This is a genomic window from Arthrobacter oryzae (genome assembly GCF_037911235.1).
GTDB lineage: Bacteria > Actinomycetota > Actinomycetes > Actinomycetales > Micrococcaceae > Arthrobacter > Arthrobacter oryzae_E.
This window is the reverse complement of sequence record NZ_JBBLYW010000018.1, coordinates 25,973-42,018: the sequence shown is the minus strand read 5'-3', so window position 1 is coordinate 42,018 and position 16,046 is coordinate 25,973. Positions and strand designations below refer to the sequence as shown.

17 protein-coding genes are annotated in these 16,046 nt (G+C 66.8%); 6 read left to right on the top strand and 11 right to left on the bottom strand.

The genetic code is table 11. From position 1 onward, the window contains the following. Positions 1-9: 9 nt before the first annotated feature. Positions 10-375 (bottom strand): VOC family protein, encoded by a 366-nt coding sequence (locus WMN78_RS05685; RefSeq protein WP_340532554.1) that lies wholly within the window; start codon positions 373-375, stop codon positions 10-12. Between the two features lie 119 nt (positions 376-494). Between WMN78_RS05685 and WMN78_RS05680 the strand changes: the two genes are divergently transcribed. Beyond that, positions 495-1,277: an SDR family NAD(P)-dependent oxidoreductase gene (locus WMN78_RS05680; protein WP_340532552.1), complete on the top strand. Its 783-nt coding sequence runs from the start codon at positions 495-497 to the stop codon at positions 1,275-1,277. Positions 1,278-1,312: 35 nt separating this feature from the next. On the opposite strand, the gene WMN78_RS05675 is transcribed toward WMN78_RS05680, so the two are convergent. The 4 genes from WMN78_RS05675 to WMN78_RS05660 form a co-directional block, all read right to left on the bottom strand. Next, on the bottom strand, positions 1,313-1,972 hold the full coding sequence (locus WMN78_RS05675) for a GntR family transcriptional regulator (protein WP_340532550.1): 660 nt from the start codon (positions 1,970-1,972) through the stop codon (positions 1,313-1,315). Positions 1,973-2,104: 132 nt separating this feature from the next. Beyond that, on the bottom strand, positions 2,105-3,109 hold the full coding sequence (locus tag WMN78_RS05670) for a transketolase family protein (RefSeq protein WP_340532549.1): 1,005 nt from the start codon (positions 3,107-3,109) through the stop codon (positions 2,105-2,107). Continuing rightward, positions 3,106-3,987 (bottom strand): transketolase, encoded by an 882-nt coding sequence (locus WMN78_RS05665; protein WP_340532547.1) that lies wholly within the window; start codon positions 3,985-3,987, stop codon positions 3,106-3,108. Before WMN78_RS05665 ends, WMN78_RS05670 begins: the two co-directional genes overlap by 4 nt. 23 nt (positions 3,988-4,010) lie before the next feature. Then, positions 4,011-5,348, bottom strand: a complete 1,338-nt coding sequence (locus WMN78_RS05660) for an MFS transporter (RefSeq protein ID WP_340532545.1) — start codon at positions 5,346-5,348, stop codon at positions 4,011-4,013. A gap of 185 nt (positions 5,349-5,533) precedes the next feature. On the opposite strand from WMN78_RS05660, the gene WMN78_RS05655 reads away from it, so the two are divergent. From WMN78_RS05655 to WMN78_RS05640, 4 genes are read left to right on the top strand one after another with little or no spacing between them, the layout of a single operon-like run. Continuing rightward, positions 5,534-6,358: a sugar phosphate isomerase/epimerase gene (locus WMN78_RS05655; RefSeq protein ID WP_340532594.1), complete on the top strand. Its 825-nt coding sequence runs from the start codon at positions 5,534-5,536 to the stop codon at positions 6,356-6,358. Between the two features lie 46 nt (positions 6,359-6,404). Further along, positions 6,405-7,181 (top strand): SDR family NAD(P)-dependent oxidoreductase, encoded by a 777-nt coding sequence (locus tag WMN78_RS05650; RefSeq protein ID WP_340532543.1) that lies wholly within the window; start codon positions 6,405-6,407, stop codon positions 7,179-7,181. A 46-nt stretch (positions 7,182-7,227) separates the two neighbouring features. Continuing rightward, positions 7,228-9,003 (top strand): dihydroxyacetone kinase family protein, encoded by a 1,776-nt coding sequence (locus tag WMN78_RS05645; protein ID WP_340532542.1) that lies wholly within the window; start codon positions 7,228-7,230, stop codon positions 9,001-9,003. Then, positions 9,000-9,491, top strand: coding sequence for an RpiB/LacA/LacB family sugar-phosphate isomerase (locus tag WMN78_RS05640; RefSeq protein WP_340532540.1), 492 nt, complete (start codon positions 9,000-9,002; stop codon positions 9,489-9,491). Before WMN78_RS05645 ends, WMN78_RS05640 begins: the two co-directional genes overlap by 4 nt. A 21-nt stretch (positions 9,492-9,512) precedes the next feature. Here WMN78_RS05640 and WMN78_RS05635 read toward each other — a convergent pair whose 3' ends face one another. The 5 genes from WMN78_RS05635 to WMN78_RS05615 all read right to left on the bottom strand — a co-directional run bounded on the left by WMN78_RS05635 (position 9,513) and on the right by WMN78_RS05615 (position 14,468). Continuing rightward, a complete protein-coding gene (locus WMN78_RS05635) occupies positions 9,513-10,622 on the bottom strand; it encodes a sulfite oxidase (protein WP_340532539.1) in 1,110 nt (369 codons plus the stop codon). Positions 10,623-10,668: 46 nt separating this feature from the next. Further along, positions 10,669-11,529 (bottom strand): SDR family oxidoreductase, encoded by an 861-nt coding sequence (locus tag WMN78_RS05630; RefSeq protein ID WP_340532538.1) that lies wholly within the window; start codon positions 11,527-11,529, stop codon positions 10,669-10,671. 2 nt (positions 11,530-11,531) lie between these two features. Further along, positions 11,532-12,536 (bottom strand): aldo/keto reductase family protein, encoded by a 1,005-nt coding sequence (locus WMN78_RS05625; RefSeq protein WP_340532536.1) that lies wholly within the window; start codon positions 12,534-12,536, stop codon positions 11,532-11,534. 61 nt (positions 12,537-12,597) lie between these two features. Next, positions 12,598-13,677, bottom strand: a complete 1,080-nt coding sequence (locus WMN78_RS05620) for an aldo/keto reductase (RefSeq protein WP_340532534.1) — start codon at positions 13,675-13,677, stop codon at positions 12,598-12,600. Between the two features lie 152 nt (positions 13,678-13,829). Further along, a complete protein-coding gene (locus WMN78_RS05615) occupies positions 13,830-14,468 on the bottom strand; it encodes a hypothetical protein (RefSeq protein WP_340532532.1) in 639 nt (212 codons plus the stop codon). A gap of 226 nt (positions 14,469-14,694) precedes the next feature. On the opposite strand from WMN78_RS05615, the gene WMN78_RS05610 reads away from it, so the two are divergent. Continuing rightward, positions 14,695-15,081, top strand: a complete 387-nt coding sequence (locus WMN78_RS05610; protein WP_340532531.1) for a YchJ family protein — start codon at positions 14,695-14,697, stop codon at positions 15,079-15,081. Positions 15,082-15,108: 27 nt separating this feature from the next. Here WMN78_RS05610 and WMN78_RS05605 read toward each other — a convergent pair whose 3' ends face one another. After that, positions 15,109-15,942 carry a YrzE family protein gene (locus WMN78_RS05605; RefSeq protein WP_340532530.1) on the bottom strand — a complete coding sequence of 278 codons (834 nt, stop codon included), beginning with the start codon at positions 15,940-15,942 and terminating at the stop codon, positions 15,109-15,111. Positions 15,943-16,046: the final 104 nt, after the last annotated feature.

Below are 16,046 nucleotides of genomic sequence, written 5' to 3'. Positions count from 1 at the left end.
CGGGAGTCCCTAGGAGCCAGTGGCCACCACCACCAGGTTTCCGTCCGGGTCCTGCAGATACGCCACCCGTTCGCCCCACGGCTGGTCTTGGGATTCCTTCGTGATGGTGGCCCCGCCGCGGCGCAGCAACTCCACGGTCGCATCGCAGTCGTCAACGTAGAACCACAAAGACATCCGCTGCCTGTCCGGTCCTTCCTTCGTGGCGCTGTCCTCGCCGATGCCCAGGGTCATCGAACCAAGCTGCAGGCCGACATATACAGGCGGCCCCTCCTCCGGGAATGCGTAGGAGATCTTCCCGCCCAGCAGGTCCCGGTAGAAGCCGAGCGACCGGTCGAGGTCCGGCGTGACGAGGATGGGGAATCCTGATTGCACCATGATCCGAATCTGCTCCCGGGCAACCGCACTGTCAAGGCTGGGACCAAGGCGCCCTTGCCACCTGCCGCGCGCAGGAAGATAGTGGGAGGAACCGACCACTTCCGGGCAGGAGGCCCGCAATGCTGCTGGACAACGGTACCGGGCCAACCGGCCTGCTGCAGGGCCGGACTGCCCTGGTCTATGGGGCCGGCGGTCCAATCGGCGGCGCCGTAGCGCGGGCCTTTGCGGCGGAAGGCGCAGATGTCTTCCTTGCTGGACGAACGGAGTCCAGCCTCGCCAAAGTAGCCCGGGACATCCGTGAGGCGGGCGGCAGCGCTGACACCGCCGTCGTCGACGCCCTGGACGAAACCCAGGTGAACACGTTCGTGGACCAGGCCGCCAAAAAGACCAAGCGGATCGACATCTCCTTCAACCTGATCTCCTACGGCGACGTCCAGCAGCCGCTGATGGACATTTCCGCGGAGGACTTCAGCCAGCCCATCAACGCCGCGACCCGGACCCACTTCCTCACCACGCGTGCCGCGGCACGGCACATGATCAGGCAGCGCTCCGGCGTCGTTTTGATGTTCGGCGGCTCCGGGCCGCAGACCCTGCACGGGCTCGGCGGGTTCAAGGTCGCGCTGGACGCCATGGAGGGGCAGCGCCGGCAGTGGGCGCTGGAAGTCGGGAAGAACGGCATCCGGGTGGTCACCATGGTGACGGGCGGGATCGTGGAAACCATTCCGTGGCAGACCGAGGGCCGTGAAGAGATTGTGAAGGAAATCGCCCGGACCGCGCACCTGAACCGGACGGCGACGCTGGAGGACGTGGGCAACGTGGCCGTTTTCATCGCCTCGGACCGGGCCGCCGCCATTACGGACGCCACCGTGAACATCTCCTGCGGCGCGATCGTGGACTACTGAGTGCTGCCGCTTGGGGGCTCCTAAGCCACCAGGAACTACGCCACCAGATTGTCCGCGGCGGTGTCCATGTGTTCGCGGATGGTCTTGCGTGCCAGCGACGCGTCCCCGGTTTCGATGGCGGCCACGATGTCGTGGTGCCGGTCAACGCTCATGTTCGACACGCCCTTTTCCAGCCCGGCAAACATGATCGACATCCGGATGGAGCCTTCCAGGGATTCCCAGGAATGCAGCAGCGTCTCGTTGCCGGTCAGGCGGCACAGGGTGCGGTGGAATTCCAGGTCCGATTCGATCCGCTCCTCGAGGCTGCCCTTGGTCGCGGCGTCCATGGCGTCAATGGCCGCGCGCAGCGAGCCGATCACGTGCTGTCGGTCCGGAAGTTCACAGAGGGTGCGGGCAGCCAGTGATTCCAGGGCCGCACGCACGGAGTAGATGTCGCGGATTTCCTTCGCGTCGAGATGCCGGACCGAAAGGCGGCCGCGCGGGCCCGCTGACAGCAGGCCTTCCTGCTCAAGCTGCCGCAGCGCTTCCCGCAGGGTTCCGCGGCTGATCTGGAGCATTTCCGAAAGTTCGGTTTCCACCAGGTGGCGGCCGGGTGCCAGCTCTCCGCTGGTGATGGCGCTTCGCAGCGCGGACAGTGCCTGCTCACGGAGGCTCTTTTTCTGCAGTCCCAACAGGGGTGCTGTTGCTCCGGCCATCGTGGCACTTCCTCAATGTCAGTGGTCGACTGTTTACAGTCGATGTGTTAACTGTTGATGTTACGGCAGAAGCGCGGAACCGTCTCGTGTCCGGCCCGCGCTTCCGCCGTTAGCGGGATTCCGCTCGGTGCGCTAGCCCAGTTCGGCGAGGACCTTGGCTACGATCCGCTGGACGGATAGGCCGTAGCGCTCGTGGAGGGTGGGCAGGGCGCCGGCGTCGAGGAACTCGTCAGGCAATGCCACGGGAACCACCCGCTTACCGACCCCCGCGGTAACGACGGCGGAGGCGACGGTCTCGAAGAGCCCGCCGATCACGCTGTGGTTTTCCAAGGTGACCGCGAGGCGGTCCGTGTTGATCTCGGCCAGGACGGTTTCGGCGTCGAACGGCTTGATGGTGGGGGTATGGACGACGGCGACGTCCACGTTGTGTTCGGCCAGCGCCTTGGCGGCCTGCAGCGCCCGCATGGTCATCAGCCCGCTGGAGATGAACACGACGTCATTCCCGCCGCGCAGGACCTTCGCCTTGCCGAGTTCGAACGTGTAGCCGTATTCGTCGAGGACGGTGGGCACGTTGCCGCGCAGCAGCCGCAGGTACGTCGGCCCCTCGCTGGCCGCGAGCTGGGGGACGGCCTGCTCGATGTCGATTGAGTCGCAGGGGTCCACGATGGTCAGGTTGGGCATGCCACGGAAAATCGCCATGTCCTCGGTGGCCTGGTGGCTGGGACCGTAGCCGGTGGTCAGGCCCGGCAGGCCGCCCACGATGTTCACGTTCAGGTTCGGTTCGGCGCTGTCCAGGCAGAGGAAGTCGTAGGCCCGCCGCGCGGCGAACACCGAGTAGGTGGACGCGAACGGCACCAGGCCGGTCTCGGCCAATCCCGCGGCTGCTCCGAAGAGGAGCTGTTCGGCCATGCCCATCTGGAAGAAGCGTTCCGGGAAGGCCTGCGCGAAGATGTGCATGTCCGTGTATTTGCCCAGGTCCGCGGTGAGGCCGACGATTTTGTCGTTCTCCTGCGCGGCCTTCACCAGGGCGTGCCCGAACGGTGCGGAGGCGGTTTTCTGGCCGGGATCAGCGAAGGACGCGATCATGGCCGATGTCTTCAGTTTGGGGGCGCTGCCCTTGAGAGCGGTGGTGCTCATCGGCCTGCCTTTCCTTCGAATCCTGCGGTCAGCTGTTCGCGGCATTGCTGCCATTCGTGTTCCTCGATGCGCATGAAGTGCGCCTTCTCGCGCTCCTCCAGCAGGGGCACTCCGCGCCCCACCTTCGTGTCGCACAGGATCACGGAAGGACGTCCGACGGCGGCCGCCTGGGCGGCTGCGTTGTCGAACGCCGCCAATAGCGCGCCGACGTCGTTCCCGTCCACCCGCTGGGTGTACCAGCCGAAGGATTCCCACTTCTCGGTCACGGGCTCGGTGCGGAGCACGGCGTCCGTTTTCCCGTCGGCCTGGAGGGCATTGATATCCACCATGGCGGTGAGGTTGCCCAGCTGGTGGTGGTGCGCGCCCATGGCGGCCTCCCAGGTGGAGCCCTCGTCCAGCTCGCCGTCGGAGAGGAAGTTGTAGACCCTCGCTGCGGAGCCCTGGTAGCGGAGGCCCAGTGCCATGCCGACGGCGATGGTGAGGCCGTGGCCCAGGGAGCCGCCGGAGATTTCCATGCCCGGGGTGTAGGTGGACATTCCGGACATGGGCAGCCGGGAGTCGTCCGAGCCGTAGGTCTCCAGTTCCTCCACCGGAACGATGCCGGCCTCGGCCAAAGCGGCGTAGTGCCCTATGGCGTAGTGCCCGGTGGAGAGCAGGAAACGGTCCCGCCCTTCCCACTCGGGGTCGGCTGCCTGGAAGCGGAGCTGGTCCGCGTAGACGGCGGCCAGCATGTCTGCCGCGCCGAGGGCCTGGCCCACATAGCCCTGGCCCTGGACCTCACCCATGTTCAGGGCGTGGTGCCGGATCCGGTAGGCGGCTGCGGAGACCCGCTCGAGGCGTTCCGTGGTGGGTGCCATGTTTTCCTGCGTGATGGTCATTTGTACTACTTCCGTGGCGGTCATTAGACGTTCACTGCCTGGGGGGTGCTTTTGGTGGCTTCATCGGCCAGCTGCCGTTCGCGCTTGCCCCAGGTTTCCCGGGTGACGAGGGCGGCCCAGAGACCGATGGCGGCGTAGAAGCTGAAGAGGAGGGCGGGGCCCATCCAGCCCAGGGCTACAAAGAGGAGGGTGGTGACGAAGGGCGTGAATCCGGAGACCATGGCGGAGATCTGGTAGGCCAGTGAGGCTCCGGAGGAGCGCGTCTTGGCCTGGAACAGTTCGGGGAACCACGCGCCCTGGGCGCCGGCCAGGGAGTTCTGGCAGACGGCGTAGGAGATGACGATGGTGGCGATGATGAAGATGAACATTCCGGTGTTGACCAGCAGGAACATCGGGATGCCGAACAGGAGTGCGAAGGCGGTGGACCAGACGTAGAGGGGGCGGCGGCCGATCCTGTCGGTGAGGCGGGCCCATGCCATCGTGGCGAAGATGCCGATGAAGGACGCGATGCAGAGGGCCACGAGGGTCTGGGTCTTGTCGGCGAGCTGCTGGGTGTGGAGGTAGGAAATCATGTAGGTGATGGACACGGCGTAGCCGGCGGTCTCGGCAATGCGGAGGCCGATGCCGCGGACGATGCTGCGCCAGTCCGTCTTGATGACCTCGATGATGGGCGACTTCACGATGGAGCCGCTCTCCTTGACCTCGTCGAAGACCGGCGATTCCGGAACCTTGGAGCGGATGATCAGGCCGACTGCGACGAGCACGATGCTGGCCAGGAACGGAACGCGCCAGGCGAGTTCGCCGCCCAGGTTCACGCTGACCAGGAAGACGAGGTTGGCCAGGAGCAGGCCAACGGGGAAGCCGGCCTGCACGATGCCGGTGTACTTGCCCTTGGATTTCCAGGGCGCGTGTTCGTAACTCATCAGGATGGCGCCGCCCCACTCAGCACCGAAGGCGAGGCCCTGGACAACGCGGACGAAGACCAGCAGCGCGGGAGCCAGCAGGCCCACCTGTTCGTAGGTGGGCAGGAGACCGATGAGGAACGTGGCCACACCCATGAGGATCAGGGACGCCACCAGAACGGGCTTGCGGCCAACCTTGTCGCCGAGGTGTCCGCCGATGATGCCGCCGATGGGGCGGGCTGCAAAGCCAACACCGAGAGTGGCGAAGGCTGCCAGCGTTCCCGTGACCGGGTCACCGGTGGGGAAGAACGCCGTACCGAAGTACAGGGCCGCGGCGGTGCCGAAGCCGATAAAGTCATAAGTCTCGATGACGGCGCCGACACCGGACCCGATAGCGACGCGCTTCGCGTCCTTGGTGCCATGCACGTGGCCGCGCATTTTCAGAGCTTCGTTGCTCATTGCTGAATCCCTTTCGAAGAGCGGGCAACGCTTCCGCACCGCCGCTGTCGACTGTTAACAAATGATATGCCAGTGTGACCCGTGTCATGCTTCATTGTCAACAGTCAATGTTGGAGGTTGACTGTTGACAGTCGAGCACCTTACAGTGATACGCATCACCCCGCTCGTTCAGAGGATCAATGAAGATGTTCAACTCCCGACTCGGCTGCTCGTCCATCAGCTTCCGCCATCAGGACCTCGGCACCGCGCTGCGGACCATTAGCTCCCTGGGCTTCGACGAAATCGACCTGGGCGCCCTTCCCGGCGTGTGCGACCACGTCCCGTATGAGCTCGATGGGAAGGCCGTCGAGGCAGTTACCGCGGAAGTTGCCGCCTCCGGGCTGCGGGTCCGCTCAGTCAACGGGGATATCGGGGACCTCAATGCAGTGCTCGACGCCGGCCGGCAGGCCGCCCGCGAACGGCACCTGGAGGCACTGCTCACCCTCACGGCAAATACCGGCGCGAAGGCGCTGGTCCTTCCGTGCGGCGCCCTCGGCCACGATCCGGTCCGGGGCCTCGACGAGGACCTGGACACCGTCGCCGCCCAGCTCATCCATGCGGGGCAGCGGGCGGCTGAATTCGGCGTCGAACTCTGGACCGAATCCCTGCACTTCCTCAGGTTCTGCTGGAACCTGGAGCGGGCGGAACTGCTGGCGCACCGGCTGGCCGGCTCCGGGGTGGGAATCGTCATGGACTTCAGCCACATCGTTGCCGCCGGCGAGGACCCGCTGGAATACCTCGAACGCCATGACGGCCGCATTGCCCATGTGCACCTCAGGGACGCAGTGCCGGGCAACATCAACCTCAGCATCGGAAACGGCCAGGCGGACTTCGCCGCCGGACTGCGCGCACTCGCGGCCCGCGGCTATGCCGGCCATTTCTCGCTGGAACTGGAAACCCGGGACGTCACGCACGACGAACGCCCGGCGGCCGCCGCCAAGGCAGCCAGCTTCATCACCGACCTCATCTGAACCACTTCTTCAGCACCGCCCACAACCAACTCCAAGGAGCATCATCATGACGAGCACCATCCAGCGCACCGCCGTCCTCACCGGGGCCACCTCGGACCGCGGCATCGGCATCACCACCGCACGCCGCTACGCCAGCCAGGGCTGGGGAGTGGTGATCCTGGACCTCGACGGCGAGAAGTCCGCCAAGGTCGCCGCCGAAATCGGCAACGAATTCAACGTCCCGGCTTTCGGCCACGAGATCGACGTCGCCAATGAGGGCTCCGTCAGCGCCGCCTACGCAGCCGTCAAGGCAGAAGTCAGCGCCGGCAATCTTCCCCCGGTGGGCGCACTGGCCAACATCGCCGGCATCACCTCCCCGGTGCCGTTCCTGGAGACCACCCTGGACCTGTGGAACAAGGTCATGGCCGTGAACGCCACCGGCACCTACCTCGTCACCAAGGCGTTCCTGCCGGACATGATCGCCAGCGGCTGGGGCCGGATCGTCAACATGTCCTCCGTGTCCGCGCAGCGCGGCGGCGGCGTCTTCGGCAAGGTTCCCTACTCCGCCGCCAAGGCCGCCATCCTCGGCTTCACCAAGGCCCTGGCCCGTGAAATCGGCGCCACCGGCGTGACCGTCAACGCCATCACCCCGGGCGCCGTGGACACCAACATCCGCGTTGGCAGCACCGAGGAGCAGGAAGCCGCCATCAACGCCGGCATCCCGCTGGGCCGCAACGCCACCACCGAAGAGATCGCCGCCGTCATCACCTTCCTGTCCTCCGAGGAATCGGCCTACCTCACCGGAACCACCATCGACATCAACGGCGGAAGCCACATCCACTAGCAGCCTCCGCCACCCAGAAGACCGAGAGCAGCCCAGAGAGCCCACCATGACCAGAATTTTCAACGATCCCTCCGACTTCGCAGAGGAAGCCCTCGCCGGGTTCTGCGACGTCCACGCCGACTTGGTCCGCCAGGTAACCGGCGGGGCCGTGCGCCGGCGCCGCCCCGCCAAGCCCAAAGTGGCTGTCCTCGCGGGCGGCGGTTCCGGACACTACCCGGCTTTCGCCGGCCTGATCGGCACCGGACTGGCCGACGGCGCCGTGGTGGGCAACATCTTCACCTCGCCTTCCGCGCAGCAGGCCTATGCCGTGGCCAAGGCCGCGGAGTCAGGCGCCGGAGTGGTGTTCACCTACGGCAATTACGCCGGGGATGTGCTGAATTTCCGCATGGCCAGCGAGCGGCTCGCTGCGGAGGGGATCCAGGTGGAAAACGTCCTGGTGACGGACGACGTTGCCAGCGCCCCGCCGTCGGAATCGGAGAAACGCCGCGGCATCGCGGGCGACTTCACCGTCTTCAAGATCATGGGTGCGGCGGCCGAAGCCGGTGCGGACCTGGCCGACGTCGTGCGCCTTGGCCGCAAAGCCAACAGCCTGACCCGCACCATCGGCAGCGCCTTCCACGGCTGCACCTTCCCGGGCGCCGAAACCCCGCTGTTCACCCTCAAGGACCGGCAGATGGGGCTGGGCCTGGGCATCCACGGCGAACCCGGCCTGTTCGACACCGAGCTGCCGCCCGCCAAGGAGCTGGGCCAGGAATTCGTCTCCCGGCTGCTGGCCGAGACCCCGCACGGAGCCGGCGACCGCATCGCCGTCATCCTCAACGGCCTCGGTTCCACCAAGCACGAGGAACTCTTTGTCCTCTGGCTCACCATTGCCCCGCTGCTCCGCGCCGCCGGCTACACGCTGGTGATGCCGGAAGTGGGCGAACTGGTCACCAGCCTTGACATGTCCGGCGTCTCCCTCACCATCACCTGGCTCGACGACGAACTGGAACCGCTCTGGACCGCGCCGGCCGAAACACCGGCCTACCGCAGGGGCAACGCCGCCCTCCAGTCCGGTGACGCCTCGGCAGAGGAAGAGTCCGACGGCGCCGCCGCACCGGATGCTTTCGAAGCAAGCGGGGAGTCGCGCGCCTATGCGGCAAACTGCCTCGCTGCCCTCGCTGCCGCCCGGGATTCCCTGCACGACGCCGAAGCGCGCCTCGGTGACATGGATGCCGTGGCCGGCGACGGAGACCACGGCCGCGGAATGGTCCGCGGCATCGACGCCGCCGTGGCTGCGGCCGAGGATGCAGCTGGCCACGGGGCCGGAGCGGGAGCTGTCCTGGCTGCCGCAGGGGATGCATGGGCGGACAAAGCCGGCGGTACCTCGGGCGTGCTGTGGGGTGCCGGGCTGCGGTCCTTCGGCGAAGCCCTCGGCAACCACCTGGCTCCGGGACCCACGGAACTGGCCGCGGCCGTCGCGGCGTTCTCGGGAAGGATCACCGGCCTCGGGAAGGCGGAAACCGGGGACAAGACCATGGTGGACGCCCTGCTGCCCTTCACCGAAACGTTCAGCCGGCGGGTGGCCGACGGCGGCGGGCAGCCTGCGGCAGCGGCGTGGGCCGAAGCTGCTTCCGCCGCAACAACGGCGGCGGAAGCCACCGCCTCCCTGCGTCCGCTCAAGGGCCGCGCCCGGCCGCTCGCCGAAAAGAGCGTGGGCACCGCGGACCCCGGGGCCACGTCCCTGGCGATGATCTTTACCGTTATGGGCCCGCACCTAGCTGCCCGGCTTGCTGCCGAAGCGGTGCCGGCAGGCCGTCAGCCCGCCGGAACAACGTCATGACAATGGAAGGACAGCCCATGGGCATACGACTCATCCTGGGCGCCGACGAAGCCGGCGTGGACTACAAGGACCGGATCGCGGAGGACCTGCGGAACGATCCCCGGGTCAGCGAAATCATCGACATCGGCGTCAACCGCAGCGATGCCCCCGAGCAGTTCACCACCCCGTACCCGTACGTGGGGATTGCCGCCGGGGAGATGATCAAGGACGGCCTCGCGGACCGGGCCATCCTGTTCTGCGGCACCGGTATCGGCGTGGCCATCGCCGCGAACAAGGTGGACGGCATCCGGGCAGCCACGGCCCACGACTCGTTCTCGGTGGAACGCTCGGTGCTCTCCAACGACTGCCAGGTCCTGACTATGGGCCAGCGCGTGGTGGGCGTGGAACTTGCCCGCAGGCTGGCCCGGGAATGGCTCGGTTACACCTTCGACCCCTCGTCCGCCTCGGCGGGCAAGGTCAAAGTGCTGACCGACTTCGAAGGCTGCTGACGCGGGGCCGGGGTGCTCCTGCTACTCGACAGTCACCTTCACGCGCTGCACCACGTTATTGCCCATGCCCTGGTAGTTCCAGACCTGCTCCAGCGGCTGCACTGATCCGGTGGCGTCGGTGGCCCGGCAGGCGAGCTCGTGCTCGCCCCGGTCCGCCACCCACGGCAGCGTCCATTCGCACCAGGCAAACGGCCCGGCCGGATGTCCCAGATGCGCGGGCACCCACTTTCCGTCGATGCCCACCTCCACGCGGACCACGGAGCCTTCGCCGGACCAGGCCCGGCCCTGGAGCATCACGGGGCCGGGGGACAGGACCCTGCTGCGGGTGAAGAAGTCCGGGACGCCCGGCGGGATCATCAGCGAACGGACCCTGATCCGGGAGACCGGAGTGCCGGCGTCGTCCGCGTCCTTCTGGTAGCGGTACGCCACTGCCTGCTGGAATCCCTCGAACGGGTGGGCCACCACGTGAATGGATTCCAACCATTTGACGCTGGCCATGCCGTACCAGCCGGGTACCACCAGCCGCAGCGGGTAGCCGTGCTGAGGCGGCAGTTCGCGGCCGTTCATCTCATACGCCAGGACGATGTCAGGGCGCATCGCCTCCTTGATGGACAGGCTTCGCGCATACTTCTGCGGAACTCCGCCCTGGATGCCGGCATCGGCGCCGGTGAACACGACTTCGACGGCGTCCTCGTCAACGCCGGCCTGGGCCAGCAGGTACGCCAGCGGAACCCCGGTCCACTCCGCTGTTCCCACGCCTTCGAGCCGCCAAGGCTGGCTCAGCGGACGCGGATGCAGCAGCGAGCGGCCGTTGCCGGCGCATTCCAGCGTGACCGGGATGCTGATGGTCGGGTCCCGGCGGAGGGCCCTGAGGCTGATTTCAACCGCCCGCTGCACCGCGCCGCCGATCCTCAGGTGCCAGGAGTCGGCGTCGATAAACGGGATATCGAAATGAGTCAGGACGTAGTGCAGCCCAGGCGGCGTGGTGTCCTCCCGCAAGGCTTCCAGCGGCATCGAATGGTTACGGACCGCCAGCTGCAGTTCCTCTGCGGTGAGCGGGCCGTGCGTGGGTTCTCCGGCATGCGCCGTGGGTTTCGCGGACTGACGGCGCCGGGAAATCTGCTTCGTCATGGCACTGGTCTACGCCGCCGCTGCCGGGGCGTCAAGCGCCAGGCCCCTAGAGGTGGTGCGCCTCCTTGAGCAAGTCCGCGAGTCCCAGCGGTTCCCTGCCTGTGAGGGCGTGAACGTCCGACGTCGGGCCGGCCAGTTCGCCGTTAGCTATGGCCGTGTAGGTGCTGACCCAGGCGTCCACCTGCCACCCCGGCGCGCCGTAGGAGGCCCGGGAGGCATAGGCCTCCTCGACGGTTTCATTGTGGAAACTGACGGTCCGGCCGGTGCCCTCAGTGAGTAGTTCCGCGGCCCGCTGCAGGGAAATGTCCTCCGGGCCGGTCAGGTTGTAGGTCCGGCCCACGTGCAACACCGCATCACGTAGCACCGCCGCAGCGCAGCGGGCGATGTCCCCGCGGGCCACGGCTGCCATCACGCCGTCGCCCGCGGGGCCGCGGATCACGCCGTCTTCTCCGGTGAGCAGCGGCAGGAAGTCGAGGTAAAAGTTATCCCGCAGGAACGTGTAGTTCATCCCCGAGGCCTTGATCCGCTGCTCGGTGGCGTAATGGTCCCGGCCCAGGGTGAACGTGCAGTCGGCGGAGGCTCCGAAAAAGGACGTGTACACGATGTGCTCAACCCCGGCGCCGGCAGCCGCATCCACAAAAGCGTAATGCGTCCGGAGCCTGTCCTCAGCCTCCGCCGCGGACACCATAAACAGGGTTTGCACCCCGGCCAGCGAGGACTTCGCCAGCGCCGGGTCCGAGTACGTGGACACCACCGGAACGGCGCCCGGAAGATCGGGTGCCCGCGCGGCATCGCGCACCAGCAGCCGCTGCGGCTGCCCGGCGTCGGCAAGGATCCTGGCGACAAGTCCGCCCAGGTTCCCGGTGGATCCCGTGACGGCCAGATCGGGCAGGGGGCCGGGCTGCACGGCTAGGCCTCCCTGGATGCCGGTGACTTGGTCTGGGCCGGGTCGCGCTCGGCCAGGGACCCGATGGCGTCATCGATCTTGTCCATGATGGCCTGGTCCAGCTTCACGCCGGCCGCTGCCACGTTGCCGGCTATCTGCTCCGGACGGGACGCGCCCATGATGGCGGAGGCAACGTTCTTGTTCTGCAGTACCCACGCGATGCTGAGCTGGGCCATGGTGAGACCGGCTTCCGCCGCGATCGGCTTGAGCGCCTGGACGCCGGTGAGCACTTCGTCGGACATCCAGCGCTCGATCATTCTGGCACCGCCCTTAGTGTCCGTGGCGCGGCTTCCTTCCGGGGCGGGCTTCCCCGGTTTGTACTTGCCGCTCAGCACACCTTGGGCAATGGGGGACCAGACGATCTGGGACAGGCCGAGCTCTTCGGAGGCGGGGATCACCTCAGCTTCGATGACCCGCCACAACATGGAGTACTGCGGCTGGTTGGAGATCAGCTGGAATCCCAGGTCCCTGGCCAGGGCGTGGCCGTCCCGGATCTGCTCGGCCGTCCACTCGCTCACGCCGATGTACAGCGCCTTGCCCTGCCGGACGATGTCCGCAAAGGCCTGCATGGTCTCTTCCAGCGGCGTCTCATAGTCGTAGCGGTGCGCCTGGTACAGGTCCACGTAGTCGGTCTGGAGGCGCGTCAGCGAACCGTTGATGGACTCCATGATGTGCTTGCGGGACAGCCCCACGTCATTGTGGCCCTTGGGCCCGGTGGGGCCGAACACCTTGGTGAAGATCTCCAGGGACTCGCGGCGCTCATCCTTCAACGCCTCGCCCAATACCTTCTCCGCCGCCGTGTTGGCATAGACGTCGGCGGTGTCGAAGGTGCTGATTCCCGCGTCGAGCGCCGCCCGCACGCACTGCGTGGCGACGTCGTTCTCCACCTGGGAGCCGTGCGTGAGCCAGTTGCCGAACGTGATTTCGGAGATCTTGAAGCCGCTGTTGCCGAGGTATCTGAATTCCATGGGTTTCACCGTAGCCCACTTGGTTGCCCGGGATAAGGGCTTTCCGCCAGCTACCTTCGGTTTACCGGCGGCGCAGTTCCGCGTACTCGAGGGAGGGGACCACGGCGCCGGCGTCGCGTTCCACGAAGTTGGTGCCGGGCGGCACCAGATCGTCAATCGCGTCCAGCACGGCTTCGTCCAGAACCGTGTCAGCGGCTTTCAGATAGGCCCGCAGATGCTCCTCACTCCGGGGGCCGACAATCACGCTGCTGACGGCCGGATGGTTCAGCGCAAAACCCACCGCCAGGTCCACCAGCGGCAGTTCCAGCTTGTCCGCCAGCCGGGCCAGGGAATCGGCGGCGAGCAGCTTGCGCTCACTCGCCGGGCCGGAGATGTCGTATCGGCCCGGAAGGGAGTGGACCCGCGTCGGCGGTTTCCCGGCGTCCAGGACAAAACTTCCGGAGAGCCAGCCCCCGGCCAGCGGACCGTAGGCCAGTACACCCAGGCCATACTGCTGGGCGATCGGAAGGACGTCGCGCTCAGTGCCGCGGACCAGCATCGAATAGGGGACCTGGTTGGCGACGGGCGGAATGAGATGGTTCGTGGTGGCCAGCCACTGGGCCTCCACCAGCTGCGCCGGGGTGAATACGGATGTTCCGTAGTAGAGGATCTTTCCCTGGCGAATGAGGTCGTTCAACGCCGTGATGGTTTCCAGGACGTCGGTGTTGTAGTCCGGACGGTGCGCCTGGTAAAGATCGATCCGGTCCGTCTGCAGGCGGCGGAGGCTGCCCTCCACTGCCTGCATGATCCAGCGCCTTGAGTTGCCGGAGTGCGCCGGGTTGGCGCTCATCTGGCCGTGGAATTTGGTAGCGATGAAGACGTCGTCGCGGCGGCCCCTCAGGGCGCGACCCACCACCTGCTCGCTCTGCCCCTGGGAATAGACGTCCGCGGTGTCCACCGCCGTGATGCCGGCGTCCAGCGCTGCGTGGATGATGCGGATGCTTTCATCGGCGCCGGTGGGCGCATAGCCCCGGGCCGCGCCGCCGGGGCCTGGGACCTCCGGGGCAGCCGCTGTGCCCTCGCCGAAGTTCATGGTGCCCAACGTGAGCGGACTGATCAGTGTCCCGCTACGCCCGAACACGCGAAGCTGGTTGAGGCTCATTCCCGGTTTCCTCACGTTTGACTCCCACGGCTGATTACTGTGGATCGTCACGAGGCTACCCAAAATAGGCCGTTTGGAGGCCGCCGGGCGAAGCACTTCTTAGCGTTGCGTAGTCCGGAGTAACGCAGCGGGCTTCGATGACGAATTGTGAATCAGCCGGCGCGGCGCTGCTCGGCCGGGAGGGTGCCTTTCAACGTGCCGGGATGCCCGGCCAGGGAAACCAGGGAGCCGGTGTCCAGCATGGCCATCCGTCCAGGTGCCGGGGGCTTCTCGAAGGAACGCGGGATTGCCTTCACCGTGGCGTGCTGGTCCGTGGCGGACTCCACCAGGGGCGCTATCGCCGTGACCTCCTCCACCGGGGCATCCGGGCTGGGGAGATCGCGGACCGTGACCTTTACTTCAGGCGCCGCAGCGGCCTTGGCGCGGGCGTCGGCGCGCGCGTCGGCACGGGCAACGGCCGCAGTCCAGTCCTGGGACAGGGCGGGGGCCTCGTGGCGGACGGTACCTGCGCGCGCCTGGGGCTGGGTCTGCGTCCGGGGTTTGGGCCGGCGTGGACCGCGGCCGGGGATTGTCGCGGACGACACCGCGGGACGGGACGAGCCGGCGGGTCGGGAAGACCTCGCGGGGCGGCGCCCGACCAGCGCCATCACCGTGACGCCCACCAGCCTGCCCAGCCCGGCCATCAGCAGCGTGGCCACAAAAACCAGGAACAGTCCGATGAACATGACAAAGGCCACACCGAGCGTGCCAAAAAAGGTCAGGTTCAGGGCAATGGTGGTGGGATCTTCCATTTACCTCTCCTCACGGCCTGCAGTGCTTGGGCAGGGCAGTCATCACCCGGCGATCGGCACCCCTTAACAATACGGACTTTCGCCGGGCAACACGCCCGCATTCGGCTCCAGACCGGGGTTGTGTCGAAGCTGTTATCGCATATGACACAGCCGTTTCCGGCCGGACTGGCCCTATAGTCGGAAACGGACCTGTTCGGGCCCGCCAGCCGTCCCGAAAGGAACCCCTGTGCTTCACAACGGAAACTGCCCGTGCCTGTCCGGTGAGCAGTATGCGGACTGCTGCGGCCGGTTCCACCGCGGCGACGCAGAGGCGCCGACGGCGGAACAACTCATGCGTTCCCGGTACAGCGCCTTTGTGGTGCAGGATGCCGCCTACCTGCTCCGCACCTGGCACCCGGACACGCGGCCCGCTGAGCTCGAATTTGATCCGGCCATGCAGTGGCGCCGCCTGGACATCGTTTCCACGCGCCGCGGCGGCCCGCTGGACTCGGAGGGAACCGTGGAGTTCAAAGCCCATTTCCGGCGCGACGGCGAGCGGGCGGTCCACCACGAAACTAGCAGGTTTGTGCGCGTGGACCGCCGCTGGTACTACCTCGACGCCGTGATTTCCTAGATTTCAATCTGTGGAAACAGTCATGCGCTAACGGTCAGCGTCAGCCTCAACCGGGGTGAAGCCGGCCCGGTCCACCTTGCGGTGGAAACGCATCCCGGCCAGTCCGCCCAGCACGGCGCCGATCAAGGCCACCACGGCCACAACGACGGAAGCGATAATGCCGGTGGTGGTCAACTGACCCTCGTTCACCGGAATGCGGGGGAAGCTGTTCAGATTGGCCAGGATGTTGAAGCGCTCGCCGGCAATCATCGCCAGCACTGCAACAAGCACTGCGAAGATCACGGCCCAGACCCACACCATGACTCCCTGCTTGGCGCCGTTGAACCGCGCCATGCGGCCGGCAACGTAGCCGCCGCAGTAGTAGGCCACAAAGAGGATGACCAGCAGCACGATGATGCCCACCAAGCCCACGCTCTGGTCGGAGGAGGCCTGGTTCACGGCCTCGGTGACGTCCGTGCTGGTGGCGAGCCCCACCGCCGTTCCGGCCGCTGCGACCAGGGCGGTCAGCAGGACGGCCATTCCCGTCGCGGCCAGCCACCCAAAGAAGGCGGAGCCGATCTTGATCCCGCCGAACTGCTCCTTCTCGCGGGCAACCACGGTCTCGCGGGTGGCGGCATTCGGGTCGGCTGCCAAGGCGTGCTCGCCCGCGGGCGGCACCGGGTAGGCGCGGGTGTCGTCGTCATAGTCCGTGCCGGCGTCGTAATTGCGGCTGGCCTGCGGAGCGTCAGGGTAGCTGCGCCGGCCCTCCAGCCTGTCTTCCACCCGGCCGCTGTCCATGCGGGTGGCGTCGACGCCGTCTGCGCCTGCACCGCGGGCGGTGCGGCGGGAATGTCTGTCTTCGGGCCCTGCTGTGCTGCTCATCAGGCGTTCTCGCTTTCATCGATTGAACCGCGCCCATTGTTTGGGCCGGCCACCGCTGCTATGCGGAGACATGCATGGTGGTCTCATCTCCACCTAACCACGGC

Coding starts and splice junctions, on each gene's coding strand:
- WMN78_RS05685 (WP_340532554.1), bottom strand. CDS start 375: ATGGTGCAATCAGGATTCCCCATCCTCGTCACGCCGGACCTCGACCGG.
- WMN78_RS05680 (WP_340532552.1), top strand. CDS start 495: ATGCTGCTGGACAACGGTACCGGGCCAACCGGCCTGCTGCAGGGCCGG.
- WMN78_RS05675 (WP_340532550.1), bottom strand. CDS start 1,972: ATGGCCGGAGCAACAGCACCCCTGTTGGGACTGCAGAAAAAGAGCCTC.
- WMN78_RS05670 (WP_340532549.1), bottom strand. CDS start 3,109: ATGAGCACCACCGCTCTCAAGGGCAGCGCCCCCAAACTGAAGACATCG.
- WMN78_RS05665 (WP_340532547.1), bottom strand. CDS start 3,987: ATGACCATCACGCAGGAAAACATGGCACCCACCACGGAACGCCTCGAG.
- WMN78_RS05660 (WP_340532545.1), bottom strand. CDS start 5,348: ATGAGCAACGAAGCTCTGAAAATGCGCGGCCACGTGCATGGCACCAAG.
- WMN78_RS05655 (WP_340532594.1), top strand. CDS start 5,534: ATGTTCAACTCCCGACTCGGCTGCTCGTCCATCAGCTTCCGCCATCAG.
- WMN78_RS05650 (WP_340532543.1), top strand. CDS start 6,405: ATGACGAGCACCATCCAGCGCACCGCCGTCCTCACCGGGGCCACCTCG.
- WMN78_RS05645 (WP_340532542.1), top strand. CDS start 7,228: ATGACCAGAATTTTCAACGATCCCTCCGACTTCGCAGAGGAAGCCCTC.
- WMN78_RS05640 (WP_340532540.1), top strand. CDS start 9,000: ATGACAATGGAAGGACAGCCCATGGGCATACGACTCATCCTGGGCGCC.
- WMN78_RS05635 (WP_340532539.1), bottom strand. CDS start 10,622: ATGACGAAGCAGATTTCCCGGCGCCGTCAGTCCGCGAAACCCACGGCG.
- WMN78_RS05625 (WP_340532536.1), bottom strand. CDS start 12,536: ATGGAATTCAGATACCTCGGCAACAGCGGCTTCAAGATCTCCGAAATC.
- WMN78_RS05620 (WP_340532534.1), bottom strand. CDS start 13,677: ATGAGCCTCAACCAGCTTCGCGTGTTCGGGCGTAGCGGGACACTGATC.
- WMN78_RS05615 (WP_340532532.1), bottom strand. CDS start 14,468: ATGGAAGATCCCACCACCATTGCCCTGAACCTGACCTTTTTTGGCACG.
- WMN78_RS05605 (WP_340532530.1), bottom strand. CDS start 15,942: ATGAGCAGCACAGCAGGGCCCGAAGACAGACATTCCCGCCGCACCGCC.